Here is a 17,092-nt window from a genome sequence, read left to right as displayed (position 1 = left end):
GCCGCCGGCGGGCCGTTGCGCTTGAGGCGAAGTATTCCTACCGGCCCCTCGTGGGCCGGCTTGCGTAGCACCCGAGGCCACCATGCAAATCAAACTCGCCAATCCCCGCGGCTTCTGCGCCGGCGTCGACCGGGCGATCGAGATCGTCAATCGCGCCCTCGACGTCTTCGGCCCGCCGATCTATGTGCGCCATGAAGTGGTGCACAACAAGTTCGTGGTGGAGAACCTGCGCAACCGCGGCGCCGTGTTCGTCGAGGAGCTCGACCAGGTGCCGGACGACACCATCGTCATCTTCAGCGCCCACGGCGTTTCCCAGGCGGTGCGCAAGGAAGCCGAGAACCGCGGCCTGAAGGTCTTCGATGCGACCTGCCCGCTGGTGACCAAGGTGCACATGGAAGTCGTGCGCTACAGCCGCGACGGCCACGAGTGCATCCTGATTGGTCACCAAGGCCATCCGGAAGTCGAAGGCACCATGGGCCAGTATGATGACTCCAACGGCGGGGCCATCTACCTGGTGGAAGACGAGGCTGATGTCGCCGCGCTGGAGGTGCGCAACCCCGAGGCGCTGCACTTCGTTACCCAGACCACCCTGTCGATGGACGACACCTCCAAGGTGATCGACGCGCTGCGCGCCAAGTTCCCGCACATTCAGGGCCCGCGCAAGAACGACATCTGCTACGCCACCCAGAACCGCCAGGATGCGGTGAAGGAGCTCGCCGACCAGTGCGACCTGGTGCTGGTGGTGGGCAGCCCGAACAGCTCCAACTCCAACCGCCTGCGCGAGCTGGCCGAGCGCATGGGCACTCCGGGCTACCTGATCGACGGCGCCGAAGACCTGAAGAAGGAGTGGTTCGAAGGCGTCCAGCGCATCGGCATCACCGCCGGCGCTTCAGCTCCGGAAGTGCTGGTGCGTGGCGTTATCCAGCAACTGCGTGATTGGGGGGCGGAGCCCGAGGTGGAGCTGGATGGGCGGGAGGAGAACATCACCTTCTCGATGCCCAAGGAACTCAGGGTCAAGGCGGTCTGAGCCGAGCCTGGAAGGCGGACAAAAAAAGCCCGATCAGTTGATCGGGCTTTTTGTTTTTGCCGTTTACTTCCAGCAATCAGCAGTCGTTGCCGTGCCCGTGGAGCCTTTTACTCCCAGTGCGTTCAACGTCAATGTGGTGCACTGACTATCTGACGTCTGGGGAGCTCGCCGTGGCGTTGCGGTCAGCAAATAGCCTCCGCTGTTGGCTGCGGTGGTGCTGAGAGTCACGGTGTAAAGTCCGGTATCCGACTGCACGCTTGCCGTGGTGCCATTGCCGGAACTGTTGCGCATGTTGAGCTTGGTCAAGTCATCGGTATAGGCATTGTTCTGAGCGTAGTAGCGTTCCTGACGGGCGGCTGCGTCGTTCAGCACAGCCTGCCCCTCGGCACGATTACCGCGCAGGATGTATTGCTGGTAGCTAGGGTAAGCAATCGCCGCCAGGATCGAGATCACCACCACTGTGATCATCATTTCGAGCAGCGTGAAGCCACGTTGCGTTGTCATGAATACTGCCTCTTTAATTGCTCTGTGGTATCACGCGCCAGGATTGCCGACCGGTAGATTCCGGGCCGAAGCTGACCGTCATCGGAGCGCCATCGGAAGTGAAACGCAGGTCGCCTGACAGCGCTGAACCTCCCGCTGGCGTTTTGTAGCCGCTGACGACAGAGTTGTTGTTGCCATTGACGTAGGCATCTCCGCTATCGACCTTCGAGTTCTGATTGAAGTCGAATACATTGAAGCTGGAGCGGCCGCCCGTGTTGGGGTCGATGCCGTAAGACCAGCCCTCCACACCTGCCTGGCAGACATCCAGATTAGGCGTGCGGGTGTTGACGAACAGCACTTGGCCACGGGCAGCCATCTCGTCGACGACTCGCTCGCCGACAACAGACGAACTGCCGGTACCGACGCGCCAGTCGAGGAACCAACCGCTCTTGGTTGTCCAGTTCACGCTGTTCTGGCTCAGCAGCCGGATGTCTTGGCTGGTCGTGGTGGAGGTTGCTGGATTCGTGAAGCTGGCGCCGTTCACCTGCGAGGAGAAGGTCTGCTCCTGCAAGTTGGTGCGCGTCAGTGACGGCGTGTTAGGAGCTGCCTCGCCAGCGGTCTGCTTGTCCCAGATGCCGTAAAGCGACTGCACCTGGAAGGGCGATACCTTGTCGGAGCTGCCCAGGTACCGGCCAGTGCCGAACATGACCAGATAGCCAGTCATCGACGGATGGCGCACTAGCGATGGCGGAGCGGTGATCGGCTGCGCCACGGCGTTTGTGGCGGTACTGTCCATCGCGGTGTAGAGGGGCGAGCCGCCGAATGACACCTTGAAGGTGGATGCGTTGACGGTGGTGCTGGCAAATGGGGTTGTTGAGCTGGTGTCGAGCAGATCGAAACGCCACAAATTACCCTGCAGATCCCCGGCATAGGCATAGTCGATGATGCCGTCGCCGTTGTTGTCTGCGCCGCGGATGCTCGATAGACCATTGGTACCTGCTGCGCCCTGGGCCACCAAGGTACGCAATACGTTACCGGTCTTGATGTCCAGGATGAACATGACTGCTTTGCCGCTACCGTTGTTGGCGCTGTTGTAGCCGTTGGGGATCAGCACTCCCCATTGACCACTGTGCAGCCGTGCGACCACTGGGGTCGGGATACTGAACCCCATGTTGCTCAACGTGGTATTGGTGGTGTCCTTCGTCGCTGCGGTTTCTTCGCTGAATTCCCAGAGCAGCGAAATGTTTGCCGGATCGGTGATATCCAGAGCAAATACCGACTTCCCACCCGCACCCAGATTACCAATCAGTACAGTGTGCCAGTCATCGTCGAAATACACATCGCGTACCGTAAGCGCACCATCCACGTACCAGCGATGCTGGGAGGCTGTGTAATCACGGCTGCTCAGATACCGCAGTTGGGGTATCACGGCGCGTGGCACATAGGCGAAGACTTCGCTCCCATTGTCATCGAATACATGAAGCATCCCGTCGTTGGCGCCGACATAGATGCGCTTCGCCCGATCCCTCTTGGCTGCCATGAACGCCTGGTACTTCGCGTTGCCGCCATCGATGGCGCCTGCGAGATAGGCCAGATACTGTGCACCGGAAACTACCGCAACGCTGGAGTTGACGATATCGCCCAGCAAAGAGTCGCGTCGCCGATAGTCCGTTCCTTCGCCGGTTCGTGAACCCAGGACGTAGTTAAGCTGGCCTTCCGTCAAGGTGCTTTGAAGCGATGTGCCGTTGTAGGAAATGCCAGCAAGATTGCTGTATGTCAGATTGGCGAGCGAGCCCGAACTTCCCTTGAATTTGATGGTTCGGCTGGAAGGAACGGTGGCGTGCCAATTGACCGTGCGGCTTCCGTCCACTGGGCTGATAGTTTCCTTGATGAGGTCGCCAGACCAGTCTTCCACCTTGAAGTTGGTGCGATAGACGGAGCGGTCGTCGGATACCGACGCGCCCGCCTGCATGCGGCCGACCGTGGGGGCCGAGACAGAGCTGTTACGTTGGTAGATATCGTTGAATGCCTTGTTGAGCTGGTCTTTCAGCGTCAGGGCGTTGGTGACCAAGAAGTAATTGTCCGGCACACCGTCGCCATCGGCATCGGGGTTAGCCGCGGTTGTGCCGTACTTCGCGGCATACCATAGCGGATTCTGCAGGAAGGTCGCTGCTGGGTTGCCGGAAATGTCGAAGGTACGACTCGAGTTGAGGGCTGTCAGAGTACAGGCTGCCGGCTTGGTGCCGGTGACGTTGCAATAGCCAGGAATCTGATCGGCAGGGGTGTCAAGTTTGTAGGCAACGTTCGAGCCGCTCTGGTCTTTGACTTCCAAATAGATGCCATCGCGGGTGGTACCTGAGATGACGTACCCCATGTGCTGGTCGATGCCACCAGCGGCGTATTCGGATGTCATGTTGATGACCAGCTTGCCTTGAGCGTTAACGAGCAACTCGTAGACGGAAATGGCATCCATGTCATGGTCGGCACCCTGCTCCACATCCTCATAGTTAATGCGGAATTTGGCGTATGGACGGCCTCCATTAACGGTGGCATCGCAGTCGGTCACCACGCTGGGGGCACCGCCATTACAGGCCGGCGCAGTATTAGCGAAAGTTTCGACGTAGTAGTCGACGATCTGGTCAGTGGGCTGGAAGGCTCCATTGGGGTCGATGCTGCTACCCCCTACGGATTTTGCGAAGGGAACCACCGTAATTGTGCTGGTGGTACCCGAGACGGTGACCGGGAACTTGATAGTGGGGAGTGGTGAGGCGAGCGCCACGGTGTAGGTCAGGACTTTTTTGGTCCCACCGATGGCGGTGCGAGCGCCGTAGTGAGCCACTGCAGCAGAGTAATAAGTGCCCTGTTTACTCGGTTCCTCCGGCGCCAAACCCCGAACGGTGGACAGATTGCTCACGGTCTTGGGGGTAGGCGCGCTGTCCGCGACGCCATTGGATTCCCCAATGAAGATATTGCGGCTGCCGCCCCCCTCCTTGGTCCAGATAGCGTCTGCTTCGGTGGAGACGTTCAGACCGGCGAGTGGCCCGCTGCTCGGGGCGCTGACGGCGGTCGAGAAATTACTGCCCGGCAGTTTGAAGTCATAAGAGGGGTTGATGTCACTGATGACCGTCATTGCCGGCACCGAACACAGCGGGTAGCCATCGGTGGCGCTAGCCGAGGAGCGATAAGGAGGCGTCCAGGTGCCCACTCGCGGCAGGCCGAGGTCGGCGTCCTTGCTGCTGCCAGTACCGTAGTCGTAAGTGCTGGTCGGAGCGGTAGCGCCGGAGAAGTAGCGCAGCGTTTCGTACATCATCTCGCCAATCGGGTTACCCCACATATAGCAGGTATCCGTCTGAGCGATGGGGCGGGTGGTGATCCAGCCGCAGCCATAGGACTGCGAGCTGTAGCTGAAATCAATAATGCGCAACTTGTTGATCGTTGCCACGATTCCATTGGTCACCGCATCGGTATTGGTGCAGATGTTACTGCCCGAAGAGCAGAACTGACCGGTACTGGTGTTGTATTCCTTCACAAAGCTCTGGATCTTGCTGCGCAGCACTCCACCGCTGATGTTCTTCTGGAATGAGCCTGTGAGCAGGCCGAAATACATCTTATTGGCGGCGCCGTAGTCGTGAAGAATGCCGGTGGGCTTGATGCCGCTCTGGCCGTAGGCGGTACAGTTGCTTTCGCGCAGCGTCGAGTCGGCAGGGCAGGCGACAACCTTGATGTTGCGGTCGGTCATGGTGCTGGTGCCACTGGCCGGGGTCTTCCAATAGAGATAGAAGCTCGCGTCACCGCCATTCTCTTCATGGCGGTACTTAATGGTGTAAGCCTGGCCGGCGGTCAGGTATATGGACCCGGGGGTGCCGCTGCCACCGGCGCCTGTAGCTCCGTGGTCGCCGTAGGCGGAAGCGATCACAGTCCCGTTGAGTTGGAACTCCACTGCGTCGTCACCATCCACTGAGAACTCGTAGGTGCCGGTCATGGAAGGCGTCAGCGTGCCGGTGATTTCGGTATGGAAAGCATCTTGCGTGCAATTGTTGTTGTTTCTGCCGGTCCAGGGATTGGTGAAGTTCTGTCCGGTATTGATGTTGCTGAACGGCAAGGTGCCCGTGCCGCAGCGCGTGCTGTTGCCGCTGTTGGTAGCGTTGAACAGCGTGTCCATCTGCGACTTGTTGGTGGACGTGGCGGTACTGTCCTTCCAGATGGTCCAGTTGAGATTTGACAGTTGATCGGCAGGTACCAGTGCCCAGGAGTTACTGGGACCGCCGCTGGTGCAGGCGACGGTCGAGCCTGAGCTGTTCACGCAGTCCGTGCCTGCCACCGGGCGTTCTTTGGACACCCAGTTCCAAATGCGGAACGTTGTGTTGGTCAAGGTGCGCAGTTGCGGAATGCCAGTGTCCTGCGTCAGCGAGGTAACGGCAAACAAGTGTCGGTAGCCGGGAGCGGGTTGGGTCAAAGGAGTGAAGCTGCTGATCAAATAGCCGTCGTGCGCCTGGCTCAGGTACTCCTTGCCCCAAGTATGCGCATCCTGAGGGATATAGGCGGCCTGAAGCACAGTGGAACTGGTTGTGTCTTCCACTCTATAGCCGCCGTAGAGCACCTTGCGTAACGCGTCCATGCGGGACGTGGCCAGGTAGTTGAGGAAGTCCCCACTCCACTTGCCGGTGCATTGCTTGTTGGTAGTCGCCACCGACGGGACGAACTTTCCATCAGAGTAGTCGTAGCAGACATACGAATTGAAGTAACCGTAATAGTCGATGCCGCCGTTGGCTTTGGTCAGATAGCCTTTGTAGCCCACATCGAGAATACCATCGCCGTTCAGGTCGGAGGCATCGTTGTACGCCTCGTAGTAGAGCTTGTGGTCTCGCCCCATTACCAGCATGTTCAGCGGCGGTACCGAGTCGTTGACGAATACGGGCGTGTTGGATATGTCGATATCAGCGTGTGCCGCGCAGCACGAGAGCAGCAGGCCGAGCAGGATGGCCGGACGAGCGCTGGCCGAAAAACGGGTAGGGTTCTTCATATCTGGGCCTGGATCAATTGTTGAAAACGCGCGCCATGACCGAGCGCACTGGAACTGTGCGGCCATTGCTGGTAGCGCGACTGTTGACTTCATACATGAAGGTTCCCGTACCCAGCATCATGTTGCCGTATTCGGGATTCATTGTTTGGCCGGCCGCGCCACCAGTGGGCGCGGAAATCATGTAACGGGTCACGGAAGTAGTGACGCCGGAGGTAGCTGCGGGGTAGGTCCCCTTCCCGGTATAAGCCAATCCATCGCTGAAATCCTGCGTATAGGCCGGTGTTTTATTCCACAGGCAAGGCAATACGATGGTGCTGGCGCATTGGTCCGCTGGCAGCATCGAGCTCGCAATGGTCGATTCCGTATTGCGCAACCCGGACTCCGCACTGTTGAACAGGCGTTTCTCCTCGATCACGCTGCCGGTGATACGCGATTCCAGGGTCGATTGACGGACGCTCGAAATGGCCAGGAGCGAGATGATGAGCAGGATGATCAGCGAGACGAACAGGATCGCGCCTTGTTGCGCTTGGCGGGGTGTTTTCATTGCAACAGATTCCTGAACGTAATGGTGCCTTGGGCCACCTGGAACAACTGGCCGCTGTCGAATGAGGAACTCGTGCTGGGTGTTGACGATGGGTAGCGCGTCTTCCACTGCGAAAGCGTCAGGCTGTCACCGCCCTTGCGCACGTTGATGCTGCTGGCCATCAGTGCCGAGTAACGAATGGCGCGAATCGGCAAACTGCCAGGGGATACCGTATAGGTGTCCACCACCCGGTCGGAGGTGGCAGGACCGACGCCGTACTCGAACTGGATATCCGCCACGCCACTGAGAACGGTCTGCGCAGCATTGCTTCCCACTGCGCACTGCAAGTTGCCATTGGCGTCAATGGTGAACTTTTCCATGACCATCAGCGTTGCGTTGGTGTACGGGGTGGTGGGGACTGCACTGCTGGCTGGCAGGTTGCCCTGGCAGTCACGCTCGTTGCCATCGCGTGGCTGGTAGCGGATACAAAGCCCGCCACCGCTGCTGGGGAGGGTTACAGCCTGCCCCGCACTGAAGCTGCAACCCGAAGGCGCGCCAGTATTGGCGGCAGGGAAGGCGCTTGCGAAGGATTGGTCCGGGCGACGGCGGTAGCCGACCTTGCTTAGCTCCTGATCAAGGATCATGAAGGTATAGCGGCTGTTTGCCTGGTTCTCGATCTGCGCGGTACTGAACAGAAAACCGTTTTTGTTATCAACGTAGAGTTGGGTGATACCCAGCACGAGGAAGCTGCTGATAGCCAGCGCCACCATTAATTCAATAAGGGAAAGGCCGGCTTGGGTAGTTGTGCAGTTGCGCATGTCAAATCTCCGCCCGTATCCGGTAATGGCAAACACTGCCGTCAGATCCCGCCGCGGAGGAAGCGTCCATGCATTCGCCCTCCTTCACACGCCAAGCGAGCTGGATTTCAACGGCGCGACCGGTATTGCCACACGTGCCAATGCTGTCGCCGGCCTGGCAGACATGGACCTCGCTGCCTAGTGCTGCGGCATCGGGCAGGATCTGGCGAACGCGGGTCAGCCAACAACTGAGTTGCTTGGCTGCGTTGGAATTGGGGGGCAAAGGCTGACATTCGTTGGCGGCCAGCGCGGTCGGATAAGTGGTGCTGCCCAGCTTGAAGTAGGGCGAACTGCTATTGATGCTGTTGGCGGCCGTGTACACCTGGTCGCGGTTGCTCCGCATTGTTTCCAGCAGTTCGTTGGCCAACATGGCGGCATTGCTGCGCTGGGTGGAATCAACGTTGTACTGAGTGGTGCGTCCTTGCATGGCGACCATACCCAGCACGCCGATGCAGATGAGTAGAAGCGCGACTAATACCTCGATCATGCTGAAGCCACTTTGACGCTCTGGGCAATGACTCATGATCCGCAGCTCCCCAGCGCCTGGCTTGCACTGCTCTTGCCGCGGGGCCACAGCTTGATCAATCCACTGGCCGTGATTTCGATCAGGTAGCCGCTGGCTGTGTTGCTGGACTGACAGACATAGATGCTGGTATTTGCCGATGCCGTACCGTTGGAATAGAAGGTCAGTGTCGTGCTGGTGGGGCTGATGCTCATGGGGGACGCCGGTACGTTCATCGAGCGGAGCGAGATATTACCCTGGGATACGACCCAGCTACCGTTGGCTGCCGTTGCCGTAATTGACAGACTGCGCGTTACTGCTTCGCCGCGCGCATATTGAAATAGCGCGGCCAACTCGTTGGCAGTGCTCTCGGTGCGGTTGTTACGGATGAGTGTCTGGAAGCTTGGCAGCGCCAAGGACGCAAATACGGCCAATAGCGCCACGACAAGCATCAATTCGATCAGTGTAAATCCGGCCAGTCCCTTTGGACGCGACATGGGGCGCATTCCCTACATTTTCGATAGCGGCAATGCTGCCTAGTCGTGTGGGAAATGTCCTTTTTCTATGGATGACCGTTCGTTATAGGGCGATGTTCGGTCATGCCATCCGGGCTTGTGTGAGGCCTGTCACGGACGATGTGCGAAGTGCGTTAGCGGAGACAGAAGTCCTCGGTGGTTCCGGACTCGGTGCGGATCCGTCCGGCCTTATTGAAGACGATGCGAAAGCTGCTGCGACCCTCGCCGCAGAGCGTCAGCGTGCCGGCGTGGAAGGCGCCGTTGGGTTGGATGGCGTTGCCGCGGGGGATGTAGTGGATAAAGCGGCGCGAAGTGCTGTCCGTGTGGACGCGGATGCCTGTCAGTGGATCATGAACGGCGAGCAGTACTTGCTCCGGGGGACGGGTGCCGCGATTGTCTGGGTCGACAAAGATCTCCCAGCCCGCCGCCCAGTCGCCATGGTTCGCGACGACGCTGATGGGTTGCCCGCTATGCGCAGCAGTTTCGCGGGCGAAGTCCAACGCGCTGCGTAGTTCATGTGTCGCCGTGCTTGCGCGCTGGTTGCTCAGCATTTCGCTGAACGACGGAGCTGCGATGGACAGCGCGATGGCGATGATTGCCAGGGTGAACAGCAGTTCGACGAGAGTGAAGCCCCGATCCCTGGCCATGACCTGCTCCTGGATGTGTGCGGAAGGGCCAAGTATCGGCCCTTGATCGCGGCGCGCTCGGGGGCAAGTTGGATGGATGTTGTAGGAGCGGTCCGATGCCGCACCGACTTCTGTCCTGCTCCCTCATCCGCTCATGCCCGGTATAGTGTGCGGCCGGCAATGGGCCGTTGGTTTTCCTGTGATGTGGGGCGTGGTATGCCGGACATGATCGTGGTGGGCGCTGGCGTAGTCGGGATGCTGACTGCGTGGACGCTGGGGCAGGCGGGCGCCGAGGTGGTGCTGCTGGAGCGCGGCGAGACCGGGCGTGAGGCATCCTGGGCGGGCGGTGGCATCGTCTCGCCGCTCTATCCGTGGCGCTACAGCGCGGCGGTCGCCAACCTGGCCCACTGGTCGCAGGACTTCTACCCGCTATTGGGGGATCGCCTGCTCGCCGACACGGGGCTCGATCCGGAAGTGCATGTCACCGGTCTCTACTGGCTTGACCTCGACGACCAGGCCGAAGCCCTGGCCTGGGCCAAGGCCAATGGCCGCCCGCTTTCTGAGGTGGATATCGATGCCGTACACGAGGCTGTCCCGGTTCTGGGGCAGGGCTTCGCTCGCGCGGTGTACATGTCCGGCGTGGCCAACGTGCGCAACCCGCGCCTGGCCAAGGCGTTGCGCGAGGCGCTGGTGCGGCTGCCAAACGTCAGCGTACAGGAACAGGTGGAGGTGACCGGCTTCCTGCAGAAGGGCGAGCGCGTGACAGGCGTGCTCACTGAGCAGGGCGATTTCACTGCCGGCTCGGTAGTACTGGCGGCTGGCGCCTGGAGTGGCCAGCTATTGGCCAGGCTGGGCCTGGAGTTGCCGGTCGAGCCGGTAAAGGGACAGATGATCCTGTATCGCTGCGCTCCTGATTTCCTCTCCAGCATGGTGCTGGCGAAAGGTCGCTACGCAATACCTCGCCGTGACGGCCATATCCTGGTGGGCAGCACGCTGGAGTTTGCCGGTTTCGACAAGACTCCATCGAACGAGGCTCTGAGCAGCCTGCGCGCGTCGGCGCAAGAGTTGATTCCCGCGCTGGCGGGCATGCAGCCGGTGAACCACTGGGCGGGGCTGCGTCCGGGGGCGCCGCAGGGCATCCCCTTCATTGGCGAGGTGCCCGGTCATCAGGGGCTATGGTTGAACACCGGCCATTACCGCAACGGTCTGGTGCTGGCGCCGGCGTCCTGCCAGTTGCTGGTGGACCTGATGCAGAAGCGTCAGCCCATCATCGAGGCGGCACCCTACTCACCGGAAGGGCGTCTGGTGGCGACGCCCATCGTCTGAGGCCTGCCGGGGATCAGTCGATACCCAGTTTCTTCAGCCGGTAGCGCATGGAGCGGAAGGTCAGGCCCAGGCGCTGCGCTGCCGCAGTACGGTTCCAGCGCGTCTCTTCCAACGCCTGCATGATCAGCTTGCGCTCGATGTCCTCGAGGTAGTCCTCGAGGTTGTCGATCTGCGCGAGGCTCGCCTCGCCGCCGCTGTCCGCGGTGCTGGTCTCGGCCAGGCGCAGGTCGTGGGGCTGGATGACGTCGTTTTCGCAGAGCGTGTAGGCGCGCTCCAGCATGTTCTCCAGTTCCCGCACGTTGCCGGGAAAGCGGTAGTTCTTGAGCTTCTCCAGTGCATCGGCGCTCAGCGAGGCGGCCGCCAGGCCGCTGTCCCCGGCCAGGCGCTTGAGCACGCGGTCGGTCAGCAGTGGGATGTCTTCGCGGCGCTCGCGCAGCGGCGGAACGCGCAGCTCGATGACATTCAGACGGTAGTAGAGGTCCTGGCGGAAGCGGCCGGCGGCCACTTCGGCGGCCAGGTCCTTATGGGTCGCGCAGAGGATTCGCACATCCACTGCGACCTCCTGCTGGCCGCCCACGGCGCGCACGGCTTTTTCCTGGATCACGCGCAGCAGTTTGACCTGCATCGGCAATGGCAGGTCGGCCACTTCGTCGAGGAACAGGGTGCCGCCGTTCGCTGCCTGGAACAGGCCGAGCTTGTCTTCCACCGCACCGGTGAAGCTGCCTTTCTTGTGGCCGAAGAATTCGCTTTCCATCAGCTCGGAAGGGATGGCGCCGCAGTTGACCGGCACGAAGGTCTGGCTCTCGCGCGGGCCCTGCTCATGGATCAGTCGGGCCACCAGCTCCTTGCCGCTGCCGGACTCGCCGCTGATGTACACCGGCGCCTGGCTTCGCGCGAGCTTCGCCACCTGGTTGCGCAGGGTGCGCATCGGCGGCGAGTCGCCGAGCAGGCGGCTGTCCACCGGTGCCTCCTCGGCATCCGGGGAGCGCAGGCGCAGGGCTGTGTTCACCAGCTCGCGAAGCCGGGCGAGGTCCACAGGCTTGGTCAGGAAATCGAAGGCACCGGCCTTGAGCGCCTGCACGGCGGTGTCGAGGCTGCCGAAGGCGGTGATCATCGCTACCGGCATCTGCGGATGGCGCTGCTGGATGTACTGCACCAGGTCCAGGCCGGTGCCATCGGGCAGGCGCATATCGGTCAGGCAGAAGTCGAAGGGTTCGCGGGCGAGGAAGTCGCGGGCCTCCTTGACGTTGCGGGCGCTGCGGGTATCCAGCTTCATGCGGCCGAGGGTGATCTCCAGCAGCTCGCGGATGTCGGGTTCGTCGTCGACGATCAGGGCTTTTTGACGGCTCATGGTCATTGCGTCTTCTTAGCTTTGTTTGCGCGGGTGGGCGAAGGTGATGCGGAAGCAGGTGCCGCCTTCGTCACGCGTCTTGTAATCCAGTCGAGCCTGGTTGCTTTCGCACAGCTCGCGGGAGATGTACAGGCCAAGGCCCGTGCCCTTGCTTTCGGTGGTGAAGAACGGTTCGAACAGTTTCCCCCGCTGCTCGGCAGCGATTCCGGGCCCGTCATCGAGTACTTCCAGCACGGGCAGATCGGTTTCGCTGTCGCGGAACAGCCGCAGCCACACCTGGCCGGTGCCGTTCTTCTGAGTGCTGTACCGTAACCCATTCTGCACAAGGTTGGTCAGTACCTGCGTCAACTGGTGCGGATCCATGCGGGTCTGCACGGTTCCCTGGCCGGTTTCGACGTGAATCTGCTGACCTTCGCGCAGGCTCTCGCGCATTTCACCGGCATAGCGGTGCAGCCAGTATTTCAGGTCGAGCAACTGCGGCTCGGCCTGGCGTCGGCGCGAGAGCTGCAGAACGTTCTCGATGACCAGATTCATGCGCCGCGACTGGTCCTGGATGATCTGCGCCAGGCGTCGGTCGGGCTTGTCCAGCTCTTCGGACTCCAGCAGCAACTGCGCGGCATGACTGATCGCCCCCAGCGGGTTGCGGATCTCGTGGGCGATGCCGGCGGTAAGGCGACCCAGGGCGACCAGCTTGAGTTGCTGGGCCTGCTGGGCGATTTGCGAGATGTCCTCGAGGAACATCAGGATGTGCTGCTCGTTGTCGCGGCGCAGGGGGATGAAGCTCGGCTGCACGGTCGGGCCCGACTCCAGGGGCTGCAAGCTCGGTGGGCGCAGGGCGGGGTTCTGCTGCCACTGCTGCAGGCTGGAGACCAGTTGCGGGCTGTATTCGGCGAGCGAGTGGCCGGGCAGGTCGTGGCCGCCGAGCAGGGTCGTCGCGCTCTGGTTGGCCAGCAGCACGCGGTGGCGATCACCCAGGACCAGGATGCCGGTGCGCATGCGCTGCAGGATCAGGGCATTGAGCTCTTCGAGATTGGCCACCGTGGTGGCGCGCTGCTCGGCGATGTTTTCGACGATCTGCTGGCGCCGGGCCAGGGCCTGGATCAGCAGTGCCGAGGCGAAACTCAGCGCCCCCAGGCCGCCAGCCTGGACGTAGTGGTTGATAGCCGTGGGCTGGGTGAGGCTCAGGTAGAAGGTCAGGTAGATCAGGCCGATAGCAGCGATGGCGGCGATCAGCAGGCCGATGCGGCCGCGCAGGAGGATATTGGCAATGGCCACGGCCACCACCATCAGGTTGCCGATGCCGCTGGGAATGCCGCCGGCGGTATAGAACAAGGCGCTCAGCAGTAGTATGTCCAGCGCCGCCAGGATGAACAGCGGCAAGAGCTGCCGCGGGGTGGGCATCAGCACCGCGATCAGGATATTGAGGACCAGGTAGACCCAGCAGCCGATGTGGAACAGTTCGGGGTGGGCCACTTTGAGGAGCTCATCATCCAGGCTGCTGGAGATCAGCAGCACCAGCACCAGCCCGATGGTCAGGCGGTACAGGTGATACAGGCGCAGGACCCGCAGGCCCTGGCCCGTGAGCGAGATACCTTCAGCGACCACGGTCGGTGCGGTCCTGTTCGAGGTGCGCACGGCTGCAATACCAGTTGCCCTCGTCCCGGAGGGCGTGAGTCTGCGGCACATGCACGCCGCACTGGTTGCAGCGGACCATCGGCGCGGCCGTGTCCTCGCCCTTGGCCTTGTGGGCGGGACGAGCCGGGCGGGTGGCTTTGCGCCACAACCACCAACCGAAGGCGAAGAGGGCGATCCAGAACAGCAGACGGGTCATGGCAATCCCTTGTGCATAAAGAGCCGCAGTTTATCCAAGCCGCGCGGTGGCGCACAGTGAGCCTGTGCGCGCACCTGGCGGGCCCGGGATAAGACGTCCAGGCTTTGCCCAAATGAAAAGGGAGGCCGAAGCCTCCCTTTTTTCTCGAGCCTGCCGCTATCAGTCGAAGATGCCGAAGGTCATGTAGCTGAACCAGGAGCGGTCGCCACTGCCGGCGTTGCCTTCGGATTCATGCTGTTCTTCCTGGACGTCGCTCTGGTTTTCGGGCTTGAGTTCGGCCGGGATCTGCTGCTCGGCGTCTTCGTACTGCTTGATCACGTCCTTCGATGCCTGGGTTTCCATGTGCGGCGGGGCATCGTTGGTCTCGATCAGGCCCAGGGTGGCCTTGGCCAGCCAGGAACGGTTGTCGGCTTCGTCTTCACGCGGAACGAACTGGCCATCCTTCAGGCTGGGGTTGTCCGGGTAGTTGGCCTTCAGGGTTTCCAGGCTGGAATCGGCCAGATCGTTCAGGCCCAGGCGCTGGTAGGCCTCGACCATGATCGCCAGGCCATCCCCGACGGCCGGGGTTTCCTGGAAGTTCTCGACCACGTAGCGACCCCGGTTGGCGGCGGCGACATAGGCCTGGCGCTTCAGGTAGTAGTGGCCGACGTGCACTTCGTAGGCCGCCAGCAGGTTGCGCAGGTAGATCATGCGCGCCTTGGCGTCCGGGGCGTAGCGGCTGTTCGGGTAGCGGCTGACGAGTTGGGCGAACTCGTTGAAGGAGTCGCGGGCAGCGCCCGGGTCGCGCTTGGTCATGTCCAGCGGCAGGAAGCGCGCCAGCAGGCCGCGGTCCTGGTCGAAGGACGCCAGGCCCTTGAGGTAGTAGGCGTAGTCGACGTTCGGATGTTGCGGGTGCAGGCGGATGAAGCGCTCGGCGGAGGCGCGGGCGGCCTCGGGCTCCATGTTCTTGTAGTTGGCGTAGATCAGTTCCAACTGGGCCTGCTCGGCATAGCGGCCGAACGGATAGCGGGACTCCAGCGCCTTCAGCTTGGCGACGGCGTTGGTGTAGCTCTTGTTGTTGAGGTCTTCCTGTGCCTGCTGGTACAGCTGGCTTTCGCTCAGGTTCTCATCCACCTTCTCGCCCTTTGAGGAGCAAGCGGTGACGAAGGCGAGGGTGGCGATCAGCAGCAGGTGTTTCACTTGCATGGCGGCTTGCGTCCCTGGACGGTCGGCTGTCGCGGCCGCAACCGTCTGTTATGATTGGCGCCCCAGGGGTACCCCTGGGACAAAGGCCCCGTATTTAACCACAGCGCGCAGCCGAACCAAAAGGCCGCGCGCCCTTCGTGTCCAGTCATGTCCGATATCATCCAACTCGCGGCAGAAGTGCCGTTCGACCTCGGTGGTCAGCGTCTCGACCAGGTCGCCGCCCAGCTCTTCTCCGACCACTCCCGGTCCCGCCTGGCGGGCTGGATCAAGGACGGCCGTCTCAAGGTCGACGGCGCCGTGCTGCGCCCGCGCGACATCGTCCATGCCGGCTCGCGCCTGCAGCTGGACGTTGAACTGGAGGCCCAGGGTGAATGGGTAGCCCAGGACATCGAGCTGGACATCGTCTACGAAGACGACCACATCCTGGTCATCGACAAGCCCACCGGCCTGGTGGTTCACCCCGCTGCCGGCCATCAGGATGGCACCCTGCTCAATGCGCTGCTGCACCACGTGCCGCATCTGGCCAACGTGCCGCGCGCCGGCATCGTGCACCGCCTGGACAAGGACACCACCGGCCTGATGGTGGTGGCCAAGACCCTGGAAGCGCATACCAACCTGGTCGCCCAGCTGCAGGCGCGCTCGGTCAGCCGCATCTATGAAGCCATAGTCACCGGTGTGATCGTCGCCGGTGGCACCGTCGACGCGCCCATCGGCCGCCACGGCGTGCAGCGGCAGAAAATGGCGGTGATCGAGACCGGCAAGGTCGCCATCAGCCATTACCGCGTGCTGGAGCGCTTCCGAGCGCACACCCACACCCGGGTGAAGCTGGAAACCGGCCGTACCCACCAGATCCGCGTCCATATGACGCACATCGGCCACCCGCTGGTGGGCGACCCCACCTACGGCGGGCGTTTCCGCATTCCGCCGGGGGCCAGCCCGACCCTGGTCGAGTCCCTGCGCGATTTCCCGCGCCAGGCCCTGCACGCGCGCTTCCTGGAGCTGGATCACCCGGCTACCCACGTGCGCATGAAGTGGGAGTCGCCGCTGCCGGATGACTTCACCTGGCTGCTGAGCCTGTTGCGGCAGGACAACGAGTCCTTCGTATGACCCCGTGGCTGACGCCCGACTGGCCGGCTCCGGCGAACGTCCGAGCTTGCGTGACGACCCGCGCCGGCGGCGTCAGCCTCGAGCCGTTCGATAGCTTCAACCTCGGTGACCACGTCGGCGATGACCCGGCCGCCGTGGCCGAGAACCGCCGCCGTCTGACTGCCGATCTGGGCTGCCAGCCCGCCTGGTTGAGCCAGGTTCATGGTATCGATGTGGTCGAGGCCGATCCGTCTGTCGTCGCCACCGCGGATGCCAGCTGGAGCGCCACGCCCGGCATGGCCTGCACCATCATGACCGCCGACTGCCTGCCTGCGCTGTTCTGCGATCGCGCGGGTACTCGTGTCGGTGCAGCCCACGCCGGCTGGCGCGGGCTGGCGGGTGGCGTGCTGGAAGCGACCGTGGATGCCTTGGGCGTCGCACCGGCAGAGCTGCTGGTCTGGCTCGGCCCGTCCATCGGCCCGCAGGCCTTCGAAGTCGGCCCGGAAGTACGCGAAGCCTTCCTGGCGGACCACGCCGAAACCACGCGGGCCTTCGTACCCAGCGCCAATGCCGGCAAGTTCATGGCCGACATCTATGAGCTGGCGCGCATCCGTCTCGCGGCAAAAGGTGTAACCGCCGTCTATGGTGGGGACTTTTGCACCTTCACCGACACCGAACGCTTCTATTCCTACCGCCGCAACCCCCGTACCGGCCGCCTGGCGAGCCTGATCTGGCTGACCTGATCGGCTTTTCGTAG

The 17,092-nt window shown here is 62.1% G+C and carries 15 protein-coding genes; 4 read left to right on the top strand and 11 right to left on the bottom strand.

Annotation, left to right across the window (positions count from 1 at the left end; all coding sequences use genetic code 11):
- Positions 1 to 82: 82 nt before the first annotated feature.
- Positions 83 to 1,027 carry a 4-hydroxy-3-methylbut-2-enyl diphosphate reductase gene (ispH, locus tag C167_RS0127870; RefSeq protein WP_017521613.1) on the top strand — a complete coding sequence of 315 codons (945 nt, stop codon included), beginning with the start codon at positions 83 to 85 and terminating at the stop codon, positions 1,025 to 1,027.
- Positions 1,028 to 1,090: 63 nt separating this feature from the next.
- On the opposite strand, the gene C167_RS0127865 is transcribed toward ispH, so the two are convergent.
- From C167_RS0127865 to C167_RS0127835, 7 genes are all read right to left on the bottom strand, one after another.
- Positions 1,091 to 1,531: a type IV pilin protein gene (locus tag C167_RS0127865; protein WP_017521612.1), complete on the bottom strand. Its 441-nt coding sequence runs from the start codon at positions 1,529 to 1,531 to the stop codon at positions 1,091 to 1,093.
- Between the two features lie 13 nt (positions 1,532 to 1,544).
- A complete protein-coding gene (locus C167_RS33030) occupies positions 1,545 to 6,533 on the bottom strand; it encodes a PilC/PilY family type IV pilus protein (protein WP_017521611.1) in 4,989 nt (1,662 codons plus the stop codon).
- Between the two features lie 13 nt (positions 6,534 to 6,546).
- On the bottom strand, positions 6,547 to 7,077 hold the full coding sequence (locus C167_RS0127855) for a PilX N-terminal domain-containing pilus assembly protein (RefSeq protein WP_017521610.1): 531 nt from the start codon (positions 7,075 to 7,077) through the stop codon (positions 6,547 to 6,549).
- Positions 7,074 to 7,874 (bottom strand): prepilin-type N-terminal cleavage/methylation domain-containing protein, encoded by an 801-nt coding sequence (locus tag C167_RS0127850; protein ID WP_026079331.1) that lies wholly within the window; start codon positions 7,872 to 7,874, stop codon positions 7,074 to 7,076. The genes C167_RS0127855 and C167_RS0127850 overlap by 4 nt, the downstream gene beginning before the upstream one ends.
- 1 nt (position 7,875) lies before the next feature.
- Positions 7,876 to 8,436, bottom strand: a complete 561-nt coding sequence (gene pilV / locus C167_RS0127845; protein WP_026079330.1) for a type IV pilus modification protein PilV — start codon at positions 8,434 to 8,436, stop codon at positions 7,876 to 7,878.
- Positions 8,433 to 8,912 (bottom strand): GspH/FimT family pseudopilin, encoded by a 480-nt coding sequence (locus C167_RS0127840; protein WP_017521607.1) that lies wholly within the window; start codon positions 8,910 to 8,912, stop codon positions 8,433 to 8,435. Before C167_RS0127840 ends, pilV begins: the two co-directional genes overlap by 4 nt.
- 152 nt (positions 8,913 to 9,064) lie before the next feature.
- Positions 9,065 to 9,577, bottom strand: coding sequence for a GspH/FimT family pseudopilin (locus C167_RS0127835; RefSeq protein ID WP_017521606.1), 513 nt, complete (start codon positions 9,575 to 9,577; stop codon positions 9,065 to 9,067).
- Positions 9,578 to 9,772: 195 nt separating this feature from the next.
- Here C167_RS0127835 and thiO point away from each other — a divergent pair, with 195 nt between their 5' ends.
- Positions 9,773 to 10,882: a glycine oxidase ThiO gene (gene thiO / locus C167_RS0127830; protein ID WP_017521605.1), complete on the top strand. Its 1,110-nt coding sequence runs from the start codon at positions 9,773 to 9,775 to the stop codon at positions 10,880 to 10,882.
- A 13-nt stretch (positions 10,883 to 10,895) separates the two neighbouring features.
- Here the strand turns inward: thiO and C167_RS0127825 are convergent, their stop codons facing one another.
- The 4 genes from C167_RS0127825 to C167_RS0127810 all read right to left on the bottom strand — a co-directional run bounded on the left by C167_RS0127825 (position 10,896) and on the right by C167_RS0127810 (position 15,249).
- Positions 10,896 to 12,233 (bottom strand): sigma-54-dependent transcriptional regulator, encoded by a 1,338-nt coding sequence (locus C167_RS0127825; protein ID WP_026079329.1) that lies wholly within the window; start codon positions 12,231 to 12,233, stop codon positions 10,896 to 10,898.
- 15 nt (positions 12,234 to 12,248) lie between these two features.
- Positions 12,249 to 13,838 carry a sensor histidine kinase gene (locus C167_RS0127820; RefSeq protein WP_017521603.1) on the bottom strand — a complete coding sequence of 530 codons (1,590 nt, stop codon included), beginning with the start codon at positions 13,836 to 13,838 and terminating at the stop codon, positions 12,249 to 12,251.
- Complete coding sequence (locus tag C167_RS0127815; RefSeq protein ID WP_026079328.1) at positions 13,828 to 14,070, bottom strand: PP0621 family protein; 243 nt, start codon at positions 14,068 to 14,070, stop codon at positions 13,828 to 13,830. Before C167_RS0127815 ends, C167_RS0127820 begins: the two co-directional genes overlap by 11 nt.
- 153 nt (positions 14,071 to 14,223) lie before the next feature.
- On the bottom strand, positions 14,224 to 15,249 hold the full coding sequence (locus C167_RS0127810; protein ID WP_017521601.1) for an outer membrane protein assembly factor BamD: 1,026 nt from the start codon (positions 15,247 to 15,249) through the stop codon (positions 14,224 to 14,226).
- A 147-nt stretch (positions 15,250 to 15,396) separates the two neighbouring features.
- Here C167_RS0127810 and rluD point away from each other — a divergent pair, with 147 nt between their 5' ends.
- Positions 15,397 to 16,356: a 23S rRNA pseudouridine(1911/1915/1917) synthase RluD gene (gene rluD, locus C167_RS0127805; RefSeq protein WP_017521600.1), complete on the top strand. Its 960-nt coding sequence runs from the start codon at positions 15,397 to 15,399 to the stop codon at positions 16,354 to 16,356.
- Positions 16,353 to 17,078 carry a peptidoglycan editing factor PgeF gene (gene pgeF / locus C167_RS0127800; protein ID WP_017521599.1) on the top strand — a complete coding sequence of 242 codons (726 nt, stop codon included), beginning with the start codon at positions 16,353 to 16,355 and terminating at the stop codon, positions 17,076 to 17,078. The genes rluD and pgeF overlap by 4 nt, the downstream gene beginning before the upstream one ends.
- The last annotated feature ends 14 nt before the right edge of the window (positions 17,079 to 17,092 follow it).

Origin of the sequence: Pseudomonas nitroreducens TX1 (genome assembly GCF_000313755.1) — a bacterium.
In the GTDB taxonomy this organism is placed as follows: domain Bacteria; phylum Pseudomonadota; class Gammaproteobacteria; order Pseudomonadales; family Pseudomonadaceae; genus Pseudomonas; species Pseudomonas nitroreducens_A.
This window is presented reverse-complemented; position numbering and strand designations above follow the sequence as displayed.